The organism is Burkholderia torrens, from assembly GCF_984668525.1.
Genome location: NZ_OZ480211.1, coordinates 695,133 through 716,804 on the forward strand (window position 1 = coordinate 695,133; position 21,672 = coordinate 716,804).

Here is a 21,672-nt window from a genome sequence, read left to right on the forward strand (position 1 = left end):
TGTGGACGCGTGCGGACGGCTTACGCGTCGCCTTCCGGTGCGGCCGGGCGCGCCTTCACGCTGCCGGCGATCAGGTCGAAGCGGAACAGCCGGCATTCGAGCGCGCCGTTGAACAGCGGCGTCTTCGCCGATTCGCGCAGCCGCAGCTGGCCCGGCAGCGAACGGTCGGACGTCAGCAGGAACGCCTGCCAGCCCGTGAAGCGCTGCTTGAGCGCATCGCCGAGCACGTTGAAGAACTCGCTGTCCGGCGCGTCGGTGTGCGTGCGGCGGAACGCGTCGTCGTTGCCGCGGTTGCGGCCGGTTTCGCGCACCTCGCCGCGTGCGCTGCGGCCGCGGACTTCAATCCGCTCGCCGTACGGCGGGTTCGCGAGGATGATGCCTGGCGTGTCGCACGGCGGCGTCATCCCGCGCGCGTCGACCTGCTTGAGCCATACCGACGGCACGCCCGCGCGCTCGAGGTTCGCGCGCGCCTTCTCGAGCATGTCGCCGGAGATGTCGCTGCCGTACACGCCGAGCGCGTCGTTGCGCTTGCCGCGCGCCGCGCGCTTCGCGTCCAGTGCCGGAACCTTCAGGCCCTGCCACGCGGTGATGTCGTACTGCTTGAGCTTCTCGAAGCCGAACCGGCGTTCGACGCCGGGCGCCACGCCGAGCGCGATTTGCGCGGCTTCCGCGAGGAACGTGCCGCTGCCGCACATCGGGTCGTACAGCGCGGTGCCGGGCGTCCAGCCGGTCAGGCGCAGGATGCCGGCCGCGAGGTTCTCGCGCAGCGGTGCCGCACCCTTGTCGAGGCGCCAGCCGCGCTTGAACAGCGGCTCGCCCGACGTATCGAGGTACAGCGTGCACTCGTTGACGGTCAGGAACGCAAAAACGCGCACGTCCGGCGCACCGGTGTCGATGCTCGGGCGCGAGCCGGTTTTCTCGCGCATCCGGTCGCAGATCGCATCTTTCACGCGCAGCGTCGTGAATTCCAGGCTTTTCAGCGGCGACTTGATCGCGGTGATGTCGATGCGCAGCGTCTGCGTCGACGCGAACCAGCGTTCCCACGGCTGCTCGAGCGCGAGCGCGTAGACGTCCTGTTCGTTGCGGTACGCGCCGTGCGCGATCTTGAGCAGGATCCGGCTCGCGATCCGCGAATGGAGGTTCGCGGCCATGCCGGCGGCCCAGCCGCCGCTGAAATGGACGCCGCCCGGCACCTGCGCGCCCGCGGTGAACGGCGCGCCGTTCAGGTGGCGGCCGGCGATTTCGGCCAGCTCGGCGGCAAGCGCCGCTTCGAGGCCGCGCGGGCAGGGGGCGAAGAATTCGTACAGGGTGGGCGAGGACATAAGGCGGGTAAGGACGTGCAAAAGTCCACTATTGTACGCGGCGCGGCCGGCCGGGGCCGGCGTTTCGGCACAGCGACGCCGGCGCCGCGGCCGATTTCGCGCGCCGGGCGGCGATGCGGCGGCGCCCGGCCGGGCACCGCCACGCCGCCGCGGGCTCAGTGCGAGCCGGACTGGCCGGCGCGCGCGGGCTGGCCGCCGGCCGGCCAGAACAGCGCGAGCGGATTCGACAGCACCGTGCGGACGATCGCGGCGACGAGCGCGCGCACCTTGGTCGGGCGCAGGCTGCGCGAGCGCACGGCCATCGTGAAGGCGAGCGCGAAGCTCACGAGCACGTTGAGGATCGCCATGCTGAGCACGCCGGCGGCGGCCCACCACAGTTCGGGCGTACTCAGCGCCCCCTTGCCGAGCACGCCGAGCGCGACCCCGATCGAGCCGGCCGACAGCGTCACGTGACGCACCTCGAACGGGAACATGAACACGCTGACGATCGCCGGGATCAGGCCGAGCATCAGGCCGAGGCCGACGTTCGCGACCACGCCGGCGACGTTCGACCGGCAGAAGTGCGCGAGCTTCGCGGCGCCGGCCGCGCCGAGCGTGATGCGCAGGCGGCGGTTGTACGTGAGCGCGTCGCCCACGCGGTGCAGCACGAACCAGTTGTCGGCCCAGCCCGCGAGCAGGCTCGACGCCCACAGCAGCACGCCCGTCAGCGCCGCGTAGAACGGCGTCGGGCCGAGCAGCGAGAACGAGTGCAGCGTCGCATGCGCCTTCTCCGGCGAGATCAGGTTCGTGTGCAGCACGTTGCCCGCGAACAGCTGCACGAGCAGGCACACGGGCAGCACGACGAGCACGTTGCCGGAAATCGCGGCCGCCTGCGTGCGGATCAGCGCGATCACCGACGACACGAACGCCTTCACGCCTTCCTCGTGGCCGGTGTCGTCGAGTTCGCGCGCGAGCGTCGGCGCGGTCATCGCGGGCTGCTTGGTCGCGAGCGTGAAGTGCAGGAAGTGCATCAGCATGAAGCTGGCCGCGTAGTTGACGCCCGCGAGCAGCCCTTCGAGCATCGATTGCAGGTGCGCGCCCGTGATCGCGAATTTCACGCAGACGGTCACGACGGTGACGAGGCCGCCGCCCGCGGCCATCCGCAGCATCTTCAGGTACTCGGCGCGGCCGCGCGAGATGTAGTGCTCGCCGGTGTCCGCGTTGGTCTCGACGAGCTTGCGCGCGAACAGCGAAAAGTTGCTGCGCACGAGGTGCGTGACGCTCTGGCTGTTCTGGTTCGCATCGACGAGCTCGGCCGTCAGACGTGCCATCCCGTGCAGGTCGTCGCGCGCCATCCACGCGTTCAGCAGCGTTTCCGCACGCAGGATGCGCATGCGCATCCGCTCGACCTGGAACACGATGTCGACCGACACGCCGTTGCGGTACAGGTGCGAGAACACGTCGTCGACGGCGATCCGGCATTCGTCGAGCAGCACGCGCAGGTAATTCACCTCGTGCAGCAGCTTGCTCGGGTCGCCGCCGTCCTCGACGGCCGCGTGCGCGGTCTCGACCGCGAGCATCGCGCGCGTGAGGCGGTAGAACGGCTGCGATTCGAGCGGCCTGCGCGCGTCGTCGTCGGACAGCCGGCTGCGCACCGTCTGCGACAGGCCGGTCGAGCTGACCTGGCAGGTCAGGTTGTGCAGTGCGGCCAGCAGATCGCGCGAGAACGAGCCGGGCTCGTGGCGCTCTTCCTCGGTGACGTCGAACGAGATCAGCTCGGCGAGGCGTGCGAGCAGGTCGTCGGGCAGCGCGTCGATCCACTTCGCGTCTTCCGGCGTCGGGAACATCAGCGTGAACAGCGCCGACAGCTCGCGGCGGTTCGGCGCGGGCGGGATCAGCGACGAATCGATCCGCTCGAACAGCGCGCCGAAGAAGCCCGAGTGCACGGGCATGCCGGCGTCGCACAGCAGCGAGATGCCGTCGCACTCGCGCAGGATGCCGCGCAGGATGCGCGCGGCGTGCGCTTTCCAGGCGGGGTTGCGGTCGAGCACGTGGAACAGGTAGCGCAGCCGCGCATGGGCCGGATACGCGCGCATGTCGGCGTCGCGCTCCGCCGGGGTGTCCTGCGCGGCCTGCATCGTGCCGTTGCGGCGCAGCCAGTGCGCGAGCTCGATCAGCCATTCGCTGCGCTCGGCGTACGACGCGTCGGCGTCGGCGTGCGCGAGCAGCGCATCGAGCTGGTGACCGGCATTGCGCGACGCGCGCCACTTCTTGATCAGGGTCGTCAGGGAACGAAACATAAACGGAATAGCGAAAGCCCTGGACGGGCGGGTTCGGGATGCCGGCCGGGGAAGCGGCACGGCGCCGGGAGAACGGGTGAGACGGGGCCGGTAGCCGGGCGATGCGCGGCGACCCGCGATGCGGCTGCCCCGCTGCGCTGCACGCCGATCGCGTGCGGGCGCCGGGAGGCACGGCGGCCGGGCCGAACGCGGCCCGGTGCCGCTGGCTGCGCGCACGACGAACGGCGCGGGCCGGAAAGTGCGTAGGATCGTCAATCGGGCCGGAAAACGCAAGCCGACCGCGTCGACTGGCGCCGGTTCCGGCCGACTTTGACAAACAATGCAAACTCGCCGTTCGGCCGATGACGGCGATGCGCGGGACCGGTCGTGGCGGCGCGATTTCGCCGGTAACGGCCGGCGATCGCAACCGGATGCGCCGCGCAGGAGCGCGCTGCTGCGAACGCTCGCCTGCGCGCTGCCCGCTTACGCGCCGGACTTGCCCGTCGCGCCGGCGTCGCCGCCCGACGTCGGGTTGGCCGGGCACGGCACGACCGGCGCAGCGGCCGCCTTGCTGCCGGACGCGGGCGTCGTCGCGGCTGCCGCGCCACGGCGCGCCGCCATCGCGCGCACGCCGGCCGCGGCCTGCGTCGCGATCACGTCGAGCGCGCGCCGGTGGCCGGCGACGAGCGCGTCGTAGCCGTCGGCGACCGGTTCCGCGACGCTCGTGCGGCAGGTCATCACGGCCTGCGTGGCGAGCGAGCGCACGCTCCACACGGCATCGACCGCCGCGCGCTTGCCCGGCCACGATTCGAAGCGCTGCACGTTCACGCTGATCCGATACACCGGCACGCCGGGCGGGTACGCGGAATTCGCGACGTCGATCGTGCCGAGCTGCGCGGCGAGATCGTCCGACAGCGCGCGGCGGATCTCGTCGGCGGGCGGCGCCGCCCAGCGTTCCTGCTCGAGCACGTCGACCTGCGCGGCGTTCTTCTGCACGACCAGCTGGTTCTTCGCGACCTGCTCGGGTACGCCGACCGACGGCACCTCGATCAGGAACGCCGGGTTGGCCGGCGCGGTGCGCACGGGCGCCGCGGCGTCGGCCGGGCTGAGCGTGTAGAACCGCGCGGGCGGCGAGCTGCACGCGGCGAGCGCGAGTGCGGCGAAGGCCGCCGCCGCGCCGCTCGCGAAACCGTTCACGCGTGTCGTCATTGTTGATCTCCTGGCTTGCCCTTGAGCAGCGATTCGGGGTGGCGCTCCAGATAGTCGGCGAGCGCGTTCAGCGACTGCAGCGTGCGCGTCAGTTCCTTCAGCGCGCCGCGCACGTCGGACTGCAGCGGAGAATCCTGCTGCAGCGTCGCCTCGGCGGTCGAGAAGGTCTGCTTCGCGGCCGACAGCGTGTCGCGCGCTTCCGGCGCGACCTGCGTGTCGAGCTGCTTGAACAGCTTGTCGGCGTTCGACAGCGCGCTGTTCAGGTTCGCGCCGATCTGGTCGAACGGCACCTTGTCGAGCTTCTTCGCGATGTCGGCGACCTGCAGCTGCAGCTCGTCGAGCGTGTTCGGCACGGTCGGCAGCTCGAGCGGCTGGCGCGCCGTGTCGATCTTCACGACCGGTGCCTTCGGGAAGAAGTCGAGCGCGACGTACAACTGGCTCGTCAGCAGGTTGCCGGTGCGCAGCTGGCCGCGCAGCCCGTGCTGGACGAGCCGCTCGACGATTTCGCGCCGCGCCGGTTCGCCCTTGCTCTCGATCGTCTCGCGGAAGCGGCGGCCGAGGCGTTCCGGGTAGACGTTCATCGTCACCGGCATCAGGAAGTTCTTCGTCTTCGGATCGAAGTCGATGCCGATGTTCGTCACTTCGCCGAGCACGATGCCGCGGAAGTCGACTGGTGCGCCGACGGCGAGCCCGCGCAGCGACTGGTTGAAGTTCATCACGACCTGCAGCGGCTGGCCGTCCGGGTCGCGCATCGCGTCGCCCTCGTCGGAGCCGAGGCGGAACGTCGTGTTGTTCGGCGCGGTCGTGCCACTGCCCTGGTTCGGCGGCGTCTGGAATGCGATGCCGCCGAGGATCACCGTCGCGAGCGACTGCGTGTTCAGCTTCAGGCCGCTCGAATCGAGCCGCAGGTCGACGCCGCTCGCCTGCCACCAGCGCGTGTTCATGCCGACGTACTGGTCGTACGGCGCATTGACGAACACGTTGAACGTGACGCCCGTGCCGTCCTTGTCGAGCGAGAAGCCGACCACCTGGCCGACCTGCACGCGGCGGTAGTAGACCGGCGAGCCGATGTCGACCGAGCCGAGCGAATCGCCGCGCAGCACGTATTGCGTGCCTTTCTGGTCGCCTGTGACGGCCGGCGGCGTCTCGAGGCCCGTGAAGTCGGTCAGCGAGTCCTGACCGTGGCCGGCGTCGACGCCGATGTATGCGCCCGACAGCAGCGTGCCGAGCCCCGACACGCCGGTCGCGCCGATGCGCGGCCGCACGATCCAGAAGCGCGAGCCCTTGACCGCGAAGTCCTCGGCCTCCTTCTTGAGCTGCACCTGGACGAGCACGCGTGACAGGTCCTTCGACAGCTTGATCGTCTTGACCATGCCGATCTCGACGTCCTTGTACTTGACTTGCGTCTTGCCCGGCTCGAGGCCTTCCGCGCTGTGGAAGCTGATCGAGATTTCCGGGCCGCGCTCGCGCACGGACTTGATCACGAGGCCGATGCCGATCAGCGCGGCGATCAGCGGCACGAGCCAGACGAGCGACGGCAGCCAGCCGCTTTTCGTCGAGATCGCCGGATCGGGCGGTCGGGGCGCGTCGTGCTGCGGGCCTTGTGGACTATTCATGGTGATTCCCTGAGGTTTCGACTGGATCCCAGATCAGGCGGGGATCGAACTGCATCGACGCGAGCATCGTCAGGATCACGACCGAACCGAACGCGAGTGCGCCGGGGCCGGCCGTGATGACGGCGAGCGAACGGAAATGGACGAGCGCGACGGTGAGCGTCACGACGAAGATGTCGAGCATCGACCAGCGGCCGATGCGCTCGACGATCCGGAACAGGCGCGTGCGCTGCAGCGGCCGCCATGCGGCGCGGCGCTGCGCGCTGCTGACGAGGATCGTCAGCACGCCGAGCTTGAGCATCGGCACGAGGATGCTCGCGACGAACACGACGACCGCGAGCGGCCAGTCGCCGGACGTCCAGAAATAGATGACGCCGCTCATGATCGTGTCTTCCTGCGAGCCGACGATCGACGACGTGCGCATGATCGGCAGCAGGTTCGCCGGAATATAGAGGATCGCGGCCGCGATCAGCAGTGCCCACGTACGCATGATGCTGTTCGGCTTGCGGAAGTGAAGCGTGCTGCCGCAGCGCACGCAATGCGCGTGCGGATGGTCGATCGTCTGCACGAGCCCGCATGCGTGACAGCTGGCATAGCCCTCGCGGGCGGCGGTCGGCATCGTCATCGGCGGGGGGCTTCCGGCAGTGGTGCGGTGTCGTCGGGCCGCGCGGGCGAGCGCCCGGCGCGCAGGTCGTCGGCCATGTCCCACAGCGTGCGCGGATCGAACATCAGCACGACGGCGGTCATCAGCGTGAGTGCGCCGAACGCGAACAGCGCCGCGTCGGGCACGACGCGCGCGAGGCTCACCATCTTCACGATCGTCACGAGGATCCCGAGCATGAACACCTCGATCATCCCCCACGGCCGCACGAGCTGGATCGTGCGCAGCACGAAGTTGAGGCCCGGCGGCACGACGCCACGCCGGATCGGCAGCAGCACGTAAAGCAGCGCGGCCATCTCGACGAGCGGGAACAGCACGGTCGAACAGAACACCATCACGCCGACGATCGCCATGTCCTGATGCCACAGCGCGTCGATCGCGCCGATCAGCGTCGTCTGCACGCGGGTGCCGTTCAGGTCCATTTCGAGGATCGGGAACGCCTGCGCGATGACGAACGTGACGAGCGCCGCGACCGCAAGCGCACTGATTCGCTCGATCTGCGTGGTGCTGTCGCGATACAGCAGCGCGTCGCACCGCGGGCAGCGCGCGATTTCGCGGCGCGCGAGGTGCGGTTTATGCAACAGTGCGTCGCATTCGTGGCAGGCAATCAGGTCGTGTCGTTGCATGGGAAAAGCAGTTGTGCGACGGGCGGGGGACGCGTCGACGGGGCCGGAACCCGCGCCAATCTTACCAAAAGGCCTTTTTCGATGCGTCAAGGATCGTGAGTTTTGTGACCGGTCGGTAACATGACGGGAAGCCGTCAGCCGGCTGACGCGCCTGTTCTCGGAGTCCGCGCGCGTCAAAAGGTTGCGGTAGCATGGCGCCCTTGACAAGCGTCGGACGAATGCCCGGCGCAGCTGTTCGCTGAACTGAGGAATCCAAGATGGCATCGAAATCGCCGCCGGCCGCGCCGGCACGCTACGCGCATACCGCGATCGCGCTGCACTGGCTGATCGCGCTGCTGATCATCTGCGGCTTCGCGCTCGGCTGGGTGATGACCGACATCCCCGGCTTCACGCCGACGAAGCTGAAGTACTTCTCGTGGCACAAGTGGATCGGCGTAACGGTGTTCGCGCTGGCCGTCGTCCGGGTGCTGTGGCGCGCGACGCACGTGCCGCCGCCGCTGCCGGCCGATACGCCGGCCTGGCAGCGCGCGGTATCGCACGGCGTGCACATGCTGCTGTACGTGCTGATGATCGCGATCCCCGTGACGGGCTACCTGTACAGCTCGGCGTCGAACATCCCGGTCGTCTACCTGGGCATCGTGCCGTTGCCGCGGCTGATCGACCCCGATCCGGCGCTCAAGGAAACCTTCAAGACACTCCACGTGTCCTTGAATTACATTCTGCTTGCACTCGTCGCGATGCACGTGCTCGCGGCGCTCAAGCACCAGTTGTTGGACCGCGACGGCCTGCTGTCGCGGATGCTTCCCTCTGCCAAATGAAGGATCCCATGAAAGTGTCTTTCTCCCGCTCCATGCTGACCGCGTTCGCCGCGGCGGCACTTGTCGCGTCGGGCGCGGCGCACGCCGATGTCGATCTCGCGAAGAGCAAGGTGTCTGCCGTGTCGAAGCAGATGAACGTGCCGACCGAAGGCGCGTTCAAGAAGTTTTCCGCGCAGGTGAAGTTCGACCCGGCGAAGGCCGCGCAGGGCAGCGCGCAAATGACCATCGACATCGCGAGCTTCGACCTCGGCGACAAGATGTACAACGACCAGGTCGCCGGCAAGGACTGGTTCGACGCCAAGGCGTATCCGCAGGCGACGTTCGTGTCGTCGGCGATCGCGCCGGCCGGCGGCAACAAGTACAACGTGACCGGCAAGCTGACGATCAAGGGCAAGTCCGAGACCGTCACGGTGCCCGTCACGGTCGCGCAAAGCGGCGCGACGCAGACGTTCGACGGCGTGCTGCCGATCAAGCGTTCGGCCTTCAACGTCGGCACCGGCGAATGGAAGGACACGTCGATCGTCGCCGACGAAGTGCAGATCAAGTTCCATCTCGTTGCCACGAAGTAAGCGGCGGGTTGCCGCCTCGACTTCAACTGAATGCCGCGCGAGGGCGCGGCGCCGTTTCCAGGAGAAAAAGTTTGAAAAAGCATCTGATCATCGCCGCCGGCGCGCTGGCCGCTTCGCTGTCGTTCTCGGCCTTCGCCGAAAGCGCGACCTACCAGTTCGACCCGAGCCACACGTACCCGAGCTTCGAGGCCGATCACTTCGGCGGCTTGTCGGTCTGGCGCGGCAAGTTCGACAAGTCGAGCGGCACCGTGACGCTCGACCGCGCGGCGAAGACCGGCACGGTCGACGTGACGACCGACATCGCGTCGATCCACACGGGCAGCGCGAAGCTCGACGAGCACCTGCAGACGGCCGAGTTCTTCGATGCGGCCAAGTTCCCGCAGGCGAACTACAAGGGCACGATCAAGTTCGACGGCGACAAGCCGGTGTCGGTGGTCGGCAACCTGACGCTGCACGGCGTCACGAAGCCGCTCACGCTGAAGATCGATTCGTTCAAGTGCATGCCGCACCCGATGCTCAAGCGTGAAGTGTGCGGCGTCGACGCGGTCGGCGAATTCAGCCGCGACGACTTCGGTCTCGACTACGGCAAGCAGTACGGCTTCAAGATGAAGACGAAGCTGCTGATCACGGCCGAAGCGGTCAAGCAGCAGTAAGTCATTCCGACGAGGCCGGCCATCGTGCCGGCCGCGCGGGCAAACCGCCGCGCTCCCGTTACCGGGGGCGCGGCGGTTTTTTTTGCGCGCCTATAATCGCCCGAGCGCAGCATGCGGCCATGCGGCGCCGGGCGGGCCGACGGCGCGAGCATGGCCGCCTCGAACAGAACGTACAACGACATGGAGATCGCCGATGCATGCCGCCACGCAGTCCCGTTCCATTGCCTCGTCGCCGCGCGTCTGGCGCGCGGTGGTCGCCGCGTCGATCGGCAATGCGCTCGAGTGGTTCGATCTCGTCGTCTACGGCTTCTTCGCGGTCACGATCGCGAAGCTGTTCTTCCCGGCCGGCAACGACACCGTGTCGCTGCTGCTCACGCTCGGCACGTTCGGCGTGTCGTTCTTCATGCGGCCGCTCGGCGCGATCGTGCTCGGCGCGTATGCCGACCGCGCGGGCCGCAAGGCCGCGCTCACGCTGTCGATCCTGCTGATGATGGCCGGCACGCTGATCATCGCGGTGCTGCCGACCTACGAGACGATCGGCGTCGCCGCGCCGGTGATCCTCGTCGCCGCGCGGCTGATGCAGGGCTTCTCGGCCGGCGGCGAGTTCGGCAGCGCGACCGCGTTCCTCGCTGAGCACGTGCCGGGCCGGCGCGGTTTCTTCGCGAGCTGGCAGGTCGCGAGCCAGGGGCTCACGACGCTGCTCGCCGCCGGCTTCGGCACCGTGCTGAACGCGCAGCTCTCGGCCGCGCAGATGGCATCGTGGGGCTGGCGCGTGCCGTTCTTCTTCGGGCTGCTGCTCGGGCCCGTCGCGTACTACATCCGCACGAAGGTCGACGAGACGCCCGAATTCCTCGCGGCCGAAGGCACCGCGAATCCGCTGCGCGACACGTTCGCGTCGCACAAGGCGCGCCTGGTTGCCGCGATGGGCGTGGTTGTACTCGGCACCGTCGCCACCTATCTCGTGCTGTTCATGCCGACCTACGGCGTGAAGCAGCTCGGCCTCGCGCCGTCGGCCGCGTTCGCGGCGATCCTCGTCGTCGGCGTGATCCAGATGGCGTTCGCGCCGCTCGTCGGCCACTGGTCGGATCAATACGGCCGCGTGCGCGTGATGATCGCGCCGGCCATCGGCATCCTCGTGCTGATCTACCCGGCGTTCGCGTACCTCGTCGCGCATCCGGGCTTCGGCACGCTGATCGCGCTGCAGGTGTTGCTCGCCTTCCTGATGACGGGTTACTTCGCGGCGCTGCCGGGCCTGTTGTCCGAGGTTTTCCCGGTGCAGACACGCACGACCGGGATGTCGCTCGCGTATAACGTCGCGGTGACGATCTTCGGCGGCTTCGGGCCGTTCATCATCGCGTGGCTGATCCGCGCGACCGGGATGAAGACCGCGCCGAGCTTCTACCTGATGTTCGCGGCCGTGCTGAGCCTCGCGGCGCTGGTCGTGCTGCGCAAGCGCTTCGGTTTCCGATAGACAGGCGGCGCGTCAGCGGTCGGTGCGCTCGCACACCGGTTGCGCCGGCATCAGCTGCGCCGGCGCGTCGATGGTCCGCACCGGGCGCCCCGCGAGCGCGGCGAGCGCCTGCTGAAGCTGCCAGTCGGCGGCCGTGCCGAACGCGCGCTGCGGCAGTGCCGTGCTCCTCGCCGTATCGACCTTCGCGCGCACGCGCGCGTCGCGCAGCTTCTGCCGCGCCTTGCGCACCTGCGCGAACGGGTCGGGCGCCAGCCGGTCAGCATACGACGCCCGCGCGAGATCGGCTTCGCGGTACCACAGCAGCACGCCGTCGACGTCCGAGTCGCGGCGCGGCGGCACGAGCCAGTCCGGCACGACACCGTAGCCGTCCATCGGGCAACCGTTCGGCCGCAGGTTGCGCGCGTACGTGAAATTCAGGCGCGTGCCGTCGATCAGGTCGACGCCCGTCTGTGCGAGCCCCTTCCCGTAGGTCGGCATGCCGAGCAGTTTCGCGCGGCCGAGATCCTTCAGCGCGGCCGCGGTCGCCTCGGCGGCCGACGCGCTCTGTCCGTCGACGAGCACGACGAGCGGCACGGTGCGCCACCAGTCGTCGGCCTGCAGCGGCGCGAGCGGATCCTGCCCGTGCATGACGGGCAGTTCGTAGTCGGGCCAGTTGGTCGTGTAGCGGCGGCGGTGCGTGTCGCCGCGCTCGACCGTCACCATCGCGGTGCGGTCGCGTCCCGCGAACAGCGCGGTGATGCCGATTGCCGCATTGAGCGCACCGCCACCGTTGATGCGCAGGTCGAGGATCAGCCCTTTCACCGGCGGGCCCGCGCGTCGTGCGGCCTGCACGGCGTCGACATAGTCGCCGACCGCCGGCTCCGGAAAGCTCGACAGCCGCGTGTACAGGAGGTCGCCGTCGAGCCGCTTCGCGATCGCCGGATGCGGCTTGACGATCGCGCGCACCGGCGCGAAGGTCAGCACCGCATGCTGCGGGCCACGCTGCACCGTGAGCTTCAGCGGAACGCCCGCGTCGCCCTTAGCCAGTTTCAGGAGCTCGCCGCTGTCGATGCCGACGACGCTCCTGTCGTTCATCGCGACGACGAGATCGTCCGACCGCACGCCGGCCTTCTCGGCCGGTGCGTCGGGAATCACGTCGATGATGTGCAATCCGTCGGGCCGCGTCTCGAACACGATCCCGATGCCCGGCGTACCGTCGCGCACCCGCCGCTCGTCGTCGCGCCGTTCCTGCTCCTCCTTCGCGTTGAAGAAACGCGCGTACGGCAACGTCTTGATGCCGTCGTGGGTCGCGGCGTCGAGCAGCGCGCCGATGTCGACGTCGGTCAGGTGCTGTTTCTTCAGTACTTCGACGGCCGCCTTCAGTTCACAGAGCTGCGGTTCCCAGTCGGGCGGGCAGGGCGAGGGCGGTTGGGCGGCGGGTACCGAAGCGGCGGATGGCGAAGTGACGGGCAGCGAAGCGGCGGCTGGTGCAGACGCCGGTTGCGCACCGGCGAGCGACGCATACGGGAACGCGGCCGCGGCGGCTGCGCAGACGGCAAGGCGACGAACGACATGCATGGGAGGCATCATCGGGACTGCACGTTCGGACGGGTGGCGACGGTGCCTGCCCGGCCGGCGCGCGGCCGGCATGGAGCGGGGCAGGGCGGTGACGATTGTAGCCGACGCCCGCGACGGTGCAGGTCGGGCCGGCCGCGGGCCGCATCGCGGCGACGCGTGCATAAAAAAGCCGGCCCAAACGGGCCGGCCTTGCTTTGATGCCGAAGCAGCGGGGCGCTTAAACCTGCGCGCCTGCGTTCGGATCGTCCGGGTCGTGCGCGGCCTTCTTGTCCTTGATCAGGTCTTCGCGCTTGATGCCGAGCCACATCGCGAGCGAGCCCGCGACGAACACCGACGAGTAGATGCCGAACATGATGCCGACCGTCAGCGCGAGCGCGAAGTAGTGCAGCGTCGGGCCGCCGAAGAAGAACATCGACAGCACCATCATTTCCGTCGACGTGTGCGTGATGATCGTACGCGACATCGTGGTCGTGATCGCGTGGTTGATCACTTCCTGCACGCTCATCTTGCGTTCGCGGCGGAACGTTTCGCGGATCCGGTCGAAGATGACGACCGACTCGTTGACCGAGTAGCCGAGCACCGCGAGGATAGCCGCGAGCACCGCCAGCGAGAACTCCCACTGGAAGAACGCGAAGAAGCCGAGAATGATCACGACGTCGTGCAGGTTGGCGATGATGCCCGCCACCGCGTACTTCCATTCGAAGCGGAACGACAGGTAGATCACGATGCCGATCACGACGCACGCGAGTGCGAGCAGGCCATCGGTCGCGAGCTCCCGGCCGACCTGCGGGCCGACGAACTCGACGCGCTGCAGCGTGACGTCCGGGCTCTGCGCCTTCAGCGCGCCCATCACCTGGTCGCTCTGCTGCGCGGACGTGAGGCCTTCCTTCAGCTGCAGGCGGATCAGCACGTTGCGCGACGTGCCGAAATTCTGCACCTGCGCGTCGGCATAGCCGAGCTTGCCGAGCGTCGCCCGCACGGGTTCGAGCTCCGCGGCCTGCTGGTACTGCACCTCGATCACCGTACCGCCGGTGAATTCGACGGACAGGTGCAGCCCGCGGTGGAACAGGAAGAACACGGCGGCGAGGAACGTGACCAGCGAGATCACGTTGAACACCAGCGCGTGCCGCATGAACGGAATGTCTTTACGGATGCGGAAAAATTCCATGGTCTCGTCTCCGGGGCCTTATTGGGTCGAGCCCGGTTTCTTCGGCGACACGCGTTGCTGCGCGCGGTTGCGCAGCTGCGGCTTGCCGGTGCGCGGCGCGTTGCCCTGCGCCGGGGCGGCGAGCTTCGCGGCGCGCGCGGTGTCGGTCGATTCGTCCGCGTCGGTGAACGACGCGGCGGCTGCGGCGCCTTCCGGCTTCCACACCTGGCCGATCGCGAGCGACTTCAGCTTCTTGCGGCCGCCGTACCAGAGGTTGACGATCCCGCGCGAGAAGAACACCGCGGAGAACATCGACGTCAGGATACCGAGGCAGTGCACGATCGCGAACGCGCGGACCGGGCCCGAGCCGAACGCGAGCAGCGCGAGGCCGGCGATCAGCGTCGTGACGTTCGAGTCGAGAATCGTCGCCCACGCATGCGCGTAGCCGGCCTGGATCGCGAGCTGCGGCGGCTGGCCGGCGCGCAGTTCTTCACGCACGCGCTCGTTGATCAGCACGTTCGAGTCGATCGCCATGCCGAGCGCGAGTGCGATAGCCGCGATACCGGGCAGCGTCAGCGTTGCCTGCATCAGCGACAGCACGGCGACGAGCAGCAGCAGGTTCACCGACAGGCCGATCACCGACACCACGCCGAACAGCATGTAGTACGCGATCATGAACACGGCGATCGCGCAGAAGCCCCAGATCACCGAGTGGACGCCCATCTTGATGTTGTCGGCGCCGAGGCTCGGGCCGATCGTGCGTTCCTCGATGATGTCCATGGGAGCGGCGAGCGAACCGGCGCGCAGCAGCAGCGCGAGGTCGGCCGCGGCCTGCGGCGTCGGCTGGCCCGTGATCTGGAAGCGGTCGCCGAGTTCGGACTGGATCGTCGCGACCGTCAGCACTTCGCCCTTGCCCTTCTCGAACAGCACCATCGCCATCGGCTTGCCGATGTTCTCGCGCGACACCGCGCGCACCGAGCGGCCGCCCGCCGAGTCGAGGCGGATGTTGACCGACGGACGCTGGTGTTCGTCGAAGCCGGCCGACGCATCGATGATGCGGTCGCCGGTGAAGATCACGTCCTTCTTCAGCAGCACGGGCGCCTGGTTGCCCTGCGTGAACAGCTCCTCGCCCGGCGGCACGGGGTCGTTCGGGTTCGGGTGCGTGTTGATCGGGTCGGCAAGGCGCGCCTCGAGCGTCGCGGTGCGGCCGATGATGTCCTTCGCCTTCGCGGTGTCCTGCACGCCCGGCAGTTCGACGACGATGCGGTCGCTGCCTTGCTGCTGCAGGATCGGCTCGGACACGCCGAGCTCGTTCACGCGGTTGTGGAGCGTCGTCAGGTTCTGCTTGAGTGCGGCGTCCTCGACGGACTTCTGCACGGCCGGCGTGAACGTGCCGACGACTTGCGTGCCGCCGCCGCCGGGCTGCGTCGCCCATTGCAGTTCGGTGATCGACGCGGCGAGCACCTTGCGGGCGTCGTCCGCCGTCTGCGCATCGCTGAAGTTGACGACCACGGACTGGTCGACGCGGCTCACGCCGCCGTCGCGGATGTTCTTGTCGCGCAGCAGCGAGCGTGCGTCGGATGCGTCGGAGTCGAGCTTCTTCGTGAGCGCGCCCGTCATGTCGACCTGGAGCAGGAAGTGCACACCGCCGCGCAAGTCGAGGCCGAGATACATCGGCAGCGCGTGCAGGGCCGTCAGCCAGCGCGGCGACGCGCTCTGCAGGTTCAGTGCGACGACGTACTGCGGATCGTTCGGGTCGGCGTTCAGCGACTTCTGCAGCAGGTCCTTGACGCGCAGCTGCGTATCGGTGTCCTTCAGGCGCACGCGGATGTTCGCGTTGGTCGCCGTGTTCTCGAAGGTGACGTCGTCCGGCGTGATCTGCGCGGACGCGAGCGCCGCTTCGACCTGGGTCAGCGTGGTCGAGTCGAGCTTGACCGTGGCCTTGCCGCTCGACACCTGCACCGCCGGCGCTTCGCCGAAGAAGTTGGGCAATGTGTACAGAAGGCCGATGGCGAGCGCCACGACCATCACGACATATTTCCAGAGTGGATAACGATTCATGAGGGGGCCGAACGGGTGGTTGGCGTGAAAGCGTCGCGTCCGGCGCCGCGGCGGCCCGCTCTCTCAGGCGGGCACGGCGCGGGGAGCCGGACGCTCGGTGAAGGCCTTACAGCGACTTGATCGTGCCCTTCGGCAGAATGGTCGTGACGGCAGCCTTCTGCACGGTGATTTCGGTGCCTTCGGCGATTTCGACGCCGATGTAGCCTTCGGTGACCTTCGTCACCTTGCCGACGAGGCCACCGCTCGTGACGACTTCGTCACCCTTGGCCATGGCCGCGAGCATGTTGCGGTGTTCCTTCTGGCGCTTCATCTGCGGACGGATCATGATGAAGTAGAGCACCGCGAACATCAGGATGAGCGGCAGGAAGCTCATCAGGCTCGATTCGGCGCCACCGGCACCTTGCGCGAAGGCATTGGAAATGAACGGCACGTTGGTCTCTCCGTAGGGGAAGATCGAAAAATAAGCCGGTTATTCTACCACCGGCCCCATCCGCAAACGGATCGGCAAATGCGCTTTCGGATCAAGCTGTTAAAGCGCGAACCGACACCGTTACGGTTTATATGGAAAGGCAATTGTAATATTTGGCGGTCGTGTCGGGTCGTCGGGGCGTTTCATTTAGTACTCGTCCTATGCGACGAACCGCCGCGCAAGCCATCGCGCGCCCGACCGGTCAGTCGACCCCTCTCGCACGATCCTCCGCGAAGCGCTGGCGGAATGCGTCGAACGTATGCGTTTCGATCGCCTCGCGGATCTCGCTCATCAGCTGCAGGTAGTAGTGCAGGTTGTGGATCGTGTTGAGCTGCGCGCCGAGGATTTCGCCGACGCGGTGCAGGTGATGCAGGTAGCCGCGCGAGAAGTTCTGGCACGTGTAGCACGTGCAGCTCGCGTCGAGCGGCTTCAGCGAGTTCTTGTGCGTCGCGTTGCGGATCTTCACGTCGCCGAAGCGCGTGAACAGCCAGCCGTTGCGCGCGTTGCGGGTCGGCATCACGCAGTCGAACATGTCGATGCCGTTCGCGACGCCCTCGACCAGGTCCTCCGGCGTGCCGACGCCCATCAGGTAGTGCGGCTTGTTGGCCGGCAGCTTCGGGCCCACGTGCTGCAGCACGCGCATCATGTCTTCCTTCGGCTCGCCGACCGACAGCCCGCCGATCGCGAGGCCGTGGAAGCCGAGTTCGGCGAGGCCCGCGAGCGATTCGTCGCGCAGGTCCTCGAACATCCCGCCCTGGACGATCCCGAAGAGGGCATTCGGGTTGCCGAGCCGGTCGAATTCGTCGAGCGAGCGCTTCGCCCAGCGCAGCGACATGCGCATCGAGTCGGCCGCTTCCTTGTGCGTGGTCGGCACGCCGTTGGTCGCGTACGGCGTGCACTCGTCGAACTGCATCACGACGTCGGAGTTCAGCACCTTCTGGATCTGCATCGACACTTCCGGCGACAGGAACAGCTTGTCGCCGTTGATCGGCGACGCGAACGTGACGCCGTCCTCGGTGATCTTGCGCAGGTCGCCGAGCGAGAACACCTGGAAGCCGCCCGAGTCGGTCAGGATCGGCTTGTTCCAGCCCATGAAGCCGTGCAGGCCGCCGTGCGCGTCGATCGTGTCGAGGCCCGGGCGCAGCCACAGGTGGAACGTGTTGCCGAGGATGATCTGGGCCTTGATCTCGTGCAGCTCACGCGGCTGGATCGCCTTCACGGTGCCGTACGTGCCGACCGGCATGAAGATCGGCGTTTCGACCGTGCCGTGGTTGAGCTTCACGCGGCCGCGGCGCGCGTGGCCGTCGGTCGTCAGCAGTTCGAATTCGAGCCCGTTCGCCGGGCGGTCGTGCACGGGGGCGTGCGTATCGTGGGATGAACCTTCGGTCATCGCGTCATTCTCCTTGCCACCGAAGAACAGTTCGGCGCATGTTGGAAACGCCGCCGGGCAACCGGCGGCGGGGAAAAGCGGGTGCGCGCATCGTAGCGCGTACGGCGGAAAACGGGGCAACAGCGCTGGACGCGACCGCGCGGCGCGCAACGGCTGCTGGCAATCGCAGGCCGGTGCGTGTTCGCGCCCGCCGCGCCTAAGCGCCCGGCGCCTCTGGCGTGTCGCGCCGCGTGAGCAGCATCGCGTCGCCGTAGCTGAAGAAGCGGTAGCGTTCGGCGATCGCGTGGCGGTATGCGGCACGGATCGTCTCGACGCCCGCGAACGCGGACACCAGCATCAGCAGCGTCGACTTCGGCAGGTGGAAGTTCGTGACGAGCCGGTCGACCACGCGGAACCGGTAGCCGGGCGTGATGAAGATGTCGGTCTCGGCCTGCGTCGCCGCGAGCGGGCGGCCCGCTTCGTCGGCCGAGCGCGCGGCGGCTTCGAGCGCGCGCATCGACGTCGTGCCGACGGCGATCACGTTGCCGCTGCGTGCGCGGGTCGCGGCGATCCGGTCGACCAGCGACTGCGGCAGGTCGTACCACTCGCTGTGCATCTTGTGCTCGGCGATGTTGTCGACGCGCACCGGCTGGAACGTGCCGGCGCCGACGTGCAGCGTCAGCGTCGCGCGCTCGACGCCCATCGCGTCGAGCTTGTCGAGCAGCGGCCGGTCGAAGTGCAGGCCGGCCGTAGGAGCTGCGACCGCGCCCGGATTGCTCGCGTAGACGGTCTGGTAGCGCGTCTCGTCGGTCGCGTCGGGATCGTGCTCGATATACGGCGGCAGCGGCAGGCGGCCGAACTGCTCGATCAGGTCGAGGCACGGCGCGGGGAAGTGCAGCGTGAAGAACGGCTCGACGCGCTCGCCGACCGTCACGTCGAAGGCGTCGGCGAGACGCAGCGTCGTGCCGGCGCCCGGCGACTTGCTCGCGCGGATCTGCGCGAGCGCCGTGTGCGTGCCCGTCACGCGCTCGATCAGCACCTCGATCCTGCCGCCGCTGGCCTTCTGGCCGAAGAACCGCGCCTTCAGCACCTTGGTATCGTTGAAGACGAGCAGGTCGCCGGGCGCGATGCACGACGGCAGCTCGGCGAAATGGCGGTCGACGAAGCGTGCGGGCTCGACGCTGCGGTCGACCTCGAGCAGGCGGCTCGCGGTGCGATCGGGCAGCGCGGTTTGTGCGATCAGCTCGGGCGGCAGATTGAAATCGAAATCGGAAAGCGTGAACATGCGGGCTGGTTCGAAGCGGCCGGCGGGCGTCGCCGGCAGGGCGGAAACGCGTAAATGGGGCGCGCGAGCCGCTATGATGACGGGATGCGCGGCCTGGCCGGCGTCGTTCGTTCGGACGACGTGAAAGCCGCTATTGTACTTGCCTTGCGAAGCACCCAGACGATCCGATGCCTGTGTCACCACGCCGTTCCTCCGCTGCCGTTGCCGATTCCGCCGATCCGTTCGACGCGGAGGACGTCGCGCCGCCCGCACAAAGTGCGGGAGCGCGTGCGGCGCCGCGCCGCGCCGGCCCGAAGCGCGGCGCCGACGGGCGGCTCGCGCAGCCGGCCGCCGCCGCGCCCGATGCCGAAGGCGCCGCCAGCGACGAAGCGGGCGCGGCCGGCACGAAGCGCAAGAAGAAGGCGGCCGCCGACAAGCCGGTGAAGACCGTCGACAAGCTCGCGAAGCTCGGCCTCACGCGCTCGATCGATCTCGTGCTGCACCTGCCGATGCGCTACGAGGACGAAACCACGCTCACGCCGATCGGCGAGCTGCTGCCGGGCGGCATCGCGCAGACGGAAGGCGTCGTGTTCGACAACGAGGTCACATTCCGTCCGCGCCGCCAGCTCGTCGTGAAGATCCAGGACGACGACGGCGAGCACCTGGTGCTGCGCTTCCTGAATTTCTACGGGTCGCAGGTCAAGCAGATGGCCGTCGGCCAGCGGCTGCGCGTGCGCGGCGACGTGCGCGGCGGCTTCTTCGGCATGGAGATGGTGCATCCGGCCGTGCGCGTCGTCGAAGCCGATGCGCCGCTGCCGCAGGTGCTCACGCCTGTTTACCCGAGCACGGCCGGCGTGTCGCAGGCCTACCTGCGCAAGGCGATCGAGAATGCGGTCGAGCGCACGCCGCTGCCCGAGCTGCTGCCGCCCGAGATCCAGCGCGACTACCTGAAGCCGCTCGACGTGCCGACGCTCGAGCAGGCCGTGCGCATCCTGCACCACCCGCGTGTCGACTCCGACGAAGCCGCGCTGATGGACGGCTCGCATCCGGCTTGGACGCGCATCAAGTTCGAGGAGCTGCTTGCGCAGCAGCTGTCGCTCAAGCGTGCGCACGAGGAGCGTCGCACGCGCGCGGCGCCCGCGATGCCGCGCCGCACCGCGAGCGATGCCGATGCGCTGACGACGCGGCTCTACTCGGCGCTGCCGTTCACGCTGACGGGCGCGCAGGCGCGCGTCGTCGACGAGATCGCGCACGACCTCACGCTCGCGCACCCGATGCAGCGCCTGCTGCAGGGCGACGTCGGCAGCGGCAAGACGGTCGTCGCGGCGCTCGCCGCCACGCAGGCGATCGACGCCGGCTACCAGGCCGCGCTGATGGCGCCGACCGAGATTCTCGCGGAACAGCACGCGCGCAAGCTGCGCGCGTGGCTCGAGCCGCTCGGCGTCACGGTCGCGTGGCTCGCGGGCAGCCTGAAGGCGAAGGAGAAGCGTGCGGCGATCGAGGCGGCCGCCCTCGGCACCGCGCAGCTCGTGATCGGCACGCACGCGATCATCCAGGACACGGTCGAATTCGCGCGGCTCGGCCTCGTGATCGTCGACGAACAGCACCGTTTCGGCGTCGAGCAGCGTCTCGCGCTGCGCGCGAAGGCCGCGAACGCGGCCAACGGCGCGCGCGACTTCCAGCCGCACCAGCTGATGATGTCGGCCACGCCGATCCCGCGCACGCTCGCGATGACGTACTACGCGGATCTCGAGGTCTCGACGATCGATGAGTTGCCGCCGGGCCGCACGCCCGTGCTGACGCGCCTCGTCGGCGACGCGCGGCGCGAGGAGGTGATCGCCCGCGTGCGCGAGGCAGCGTTGACCGGGCGCCAGGTGTACTGGGTGTGCCCGCTGATCGAGGAAAGCGAGACGCTGCAGCTGCAGACGGCCGTCGAGACCTACGAGACGCTGGCGGCGGCGCTGCCCGAGCTGAAGGTCGGGCTCGTGCACGGCCGGTTGTCGCCGGCCGACAAGGCCGCCGTGATGGAAGCGTTCACGCGCAACGAAGTCCAGCTGCTCGTCGCGACGACCGTGATCGAGGTCGGCGTCGACGTGCCGAACGCGTCGCTGATGGTGATCGAGCACGCGGAGCGCTTCGGCCTCGCGCAACTGCACCAGCTGCGCGGCCGCGTCGGGCGCGGCACCGCGGCGTCGGTGTGCGTGCTGCTGTACACGGGGCCGCTGTCGCTGACGGGCCGCGAGCGGCTGAAGACGATGCGCGAGACGACCGACGGCTTCGAGATCGCGCGGCGCGACCTCGAAATCCGCGGCCCCGGCGAATTCCTCGGCGCGCGCCAGTCGGGCGCGGCGATGCTGCGTTTCGCGAACCTCGAGACCGACGGCTGGCTGATCGACCCGGCCCGCGAAGCCGCGACGCGGCTGATTGCCGCGTATCCCGAGGTCGTCACGCAGCATCTCGCACGCTGGCTCGGCGCGCGGGAGCAGTACCTGAAGGCTTGATTTGCCGGCCCGGGGCCGGATCGAAAGACCGTCGATCGACGCATCGCGATGCTGAGAAACTTGGCGAACCGGTGCCAGAGGGTGTATAAATTAAACCTATCGCC

General features: G+C 68.5%; 17 protein-coding genes. 5 read left to right on the top strand and 12 right to left on the bottom strand.

Translation table 11 applies throughout. From position 1 onward, the window contains the following. Positions 1-20: 20 nt before the first annotated feature. The 6 genes from AC5LXX_RS03220 to AC5LXX_RS03245 all read right to left on the bottom strand — a co-directional run bounded on the left by AC5LXX_RS03220 (position 21) and on the right by AC5LXX_RS03245 (position 7,689). Positions 21-1,322 (bottom strand): THUMP domain-containing class I SAM-dependent RNA methyltransferase, encoded by a 1,302-nt coding sequence (locus AC5LXX_RS03220; RefSeq protein ID WP_493410446.1) that lies wholly within the window; start codon positions 1,320-1,322, stop codon positions 21-23. A gap of 155 nt (positions 1,323-1,477) precedes the next feature. After that, entirely contained in the window at positions 1,478-3,601 is a 2,124-nt protein-coding gene (locus tag AC5LXX_RS03225; RefSeq protein ID WP_493410447.1) for a site-specific recombinase, read from the bottom strand. Between the two features lie 462 nt (positions 3,602-4,063). Next, positions 4,064-4,789, bottom strand: a complete 726-nt coding sequence (locus AC5LXX_RS03230) for a PqiC family protein (protein WP_493402349.1) — start codon at positions 4,787-4,789, stop codon at positions 4,064-4,066. Then, complete coding sequence (locus AC5LXX_RS03235) at positions 4,786-6,405, bottom strand: PqiB family protein (protein WP_493410448.1); 1,620 nt, start codon at positions 6,403-6,405, stop codon at positions 4,786-4,788. Before AC5LXX_RS03235 ends, AC5LXX_RS03230 begins: the two co-directional genes overlap by 4 nt. After that, positions 6,398-7,027 carry a paraquat-inducible protein A gene (locus AC5LXX_RS03240; RefSeq protein WP_493410449.1) on the bottom strand — a complete coding sequence of 210 codons (630 nt, stop codon included), beginning with the start codon at positions 7,025-7,027 and terminating at the stop codon, positions 6,398-6,400. Before AC5LXX_RS03240 ends, AC5LXX_RS03235 begins: the two co-directional genes overlap by 8 nt. Further along, positions 7,024-7,689, bottom strand: coding sequence for a paraquat-inducible protein A (locus tag AC5LXX_RS03245; protein WP_493410450.1), 666 nt, complete (start codon positions 7,687-7,689; stop codon positions 7,024-7,026). The genes AC5LXX_RS03240 and AC5LXX_RS03245 overlap by 4 nt, the downstream gene beginning before the upstream one ends. A 257-nt stretch (positions 7,690-7,946) precedes the next feature. On the opposite strand from AC5LXX_RS03245, the gene AC5LXX_RS03250 reads away from it, so the two are divergent. The 4 genes from AC5LXX_RS03250 to AC5LXX_RS03265 all read left to right on the top strand — a co-directional run bounded on the left by AC5LXX_RS03250 (position 7,947) and on the right by AC5LXX_RS03265 (position 11,200). Continuing rightward, on the top strand, positions 7,947-8,507 hold the full coding sequence (locus AC5LXX_RS03250) for a cytochrome b (protein ID WP_124449436.1): 561 nt from the start codon (positions 7,947-7,949) through the stop codon (positions 8,505-8,507). 8 nt (positions 8,508-8,515) lie between these two features. Then, complete coding sequence (locus AC5LXX_RS03255; protein ID WP_034187440.1) at positions 8,516-9,076, top strand: YceI family protein; 561 nt, start codon at positions 8,516-8,518, stop codon at positions 9,074-9,076. A gap of 71 nt (positions 9,077-9,147) precedes the next feature. Beyond that, the gene (locus AC5LXX_RS03260; protein WP_006476873.1) at positions 9,148-9,729 is read left to right on the top strand and encodes a YceI family protein; all 582 of its coding nucleotides are present in this window, start codon (positions 9,148-9,150) and stop codon (positions 9,727-9,729) included. A 193-nt stretch (positions 9,730-9,922) separates the two neighbouring features. After that, entirely contained in the window at positions 9,923-11,200 is a 1,278-nt protein-coding gene (locus AC5LXX_RS03265; RefSeq protein WP_493410451.1) for an MFS transporter, read from the top strand. A 12-nt stretch (positions 11,201-11,212) separates the two neighbouring features. On the opposite strand, the gene AC5LXX_RS03270 is transcribed toward AC5LXX_RS03265, so the two are convergent. The 6 genes from AC5LXX_RS03270 to queA form a co-directional block, all read right to left on the bottom strand. Then, positions 11,213-12,757 (bottom strand): S41 family peptidase, encoded by a 1,545-nt coding sequence (locus AC5LXX_RS03270; protein ID WP_493410452.1) that lies wholly within the window; start codon positions 12,755-12,757, stop codon positions 11,213-11,215. Between the two features lie 217 nt (positions 12,758-12,974). Further along, a complete protein-coding gene (gene secF / locus AC5LXX_RS03275; protein ID WP_124449430.1) occupies positions 12,975-13,925 on the bottom strand; it encodes a protein translocase subunit SecF in 951 nt (316 codons plus the stop codon). An 18-nt stretch (positions 13,926-13,943) separates the two neighbouring features. Beyond that, complete coding sequence (secD, locus tag AC5LXX_RS03280) at positions 13,944-15,965, bottom strand: protein translocase subunit SecD (protein WP_493410453.1); 2,022 nt, start codon at positions 15,963-15,965, stop codon at positions 13,944-13,946. Between the two features lie 106 nt (positions 15,966-16,071). After that, complete coding sequence (gene yajC / locus AC5LXX_RS03285) at positions 16,072-16,395, bottom strand: preprotein translocase subunit YajC (RefSeq protein ID WP_006476868.1); 324 nt, start codon at positions 16,393-16,395, stop codon at positions 16,072-16,074. Positions 16,396-16,636: 241 nt separating this feature from the next. Then, positions 16,637-17,824, bottom strand: coding sequence for a tRNA guanosine(34) transglycosylase Tgt (gene tgt, locus AC5LXX_RS03290; RefSeq protein WP_493410454.1), 1,188 nt, complete (start codon positions 17,822-17,824; stop codon positions 16,637-16,639). Positions 17,825-18,020: 196 nt separating this feature from the next. Continuing rightward, a complete protein-coding gene (queA, locus tag AC5LXX_RS03295; protein WP_493410455.1) occupies positions 18,021-19,088 on the bottom strand; it encodes a tRNA preQ1(34) S-adenosylmethionine ribosyltransferase-isomerase QueA in 1,068 nt (355 codons plus the stop codon). A 167-nt stretch (positions 19,089-19,255) separates the two neighbouring features. On the opposite strand from queA, the gene recG reads away from it, so the two are divergent. Further along, complete coding sequence (gene recG, locus AC5LXX_RS03300) at positions 19,256-21,568, top strand: ATP-dependent DNA helicase RecG (RefSeq protein ID WP_493410456.1); 2,313 nt, start codon at positions 19,256-19,258, stop codon at positions 21,566-21,568. Positions 21,569-21,672: the final 104 nt, after the last annotated feature.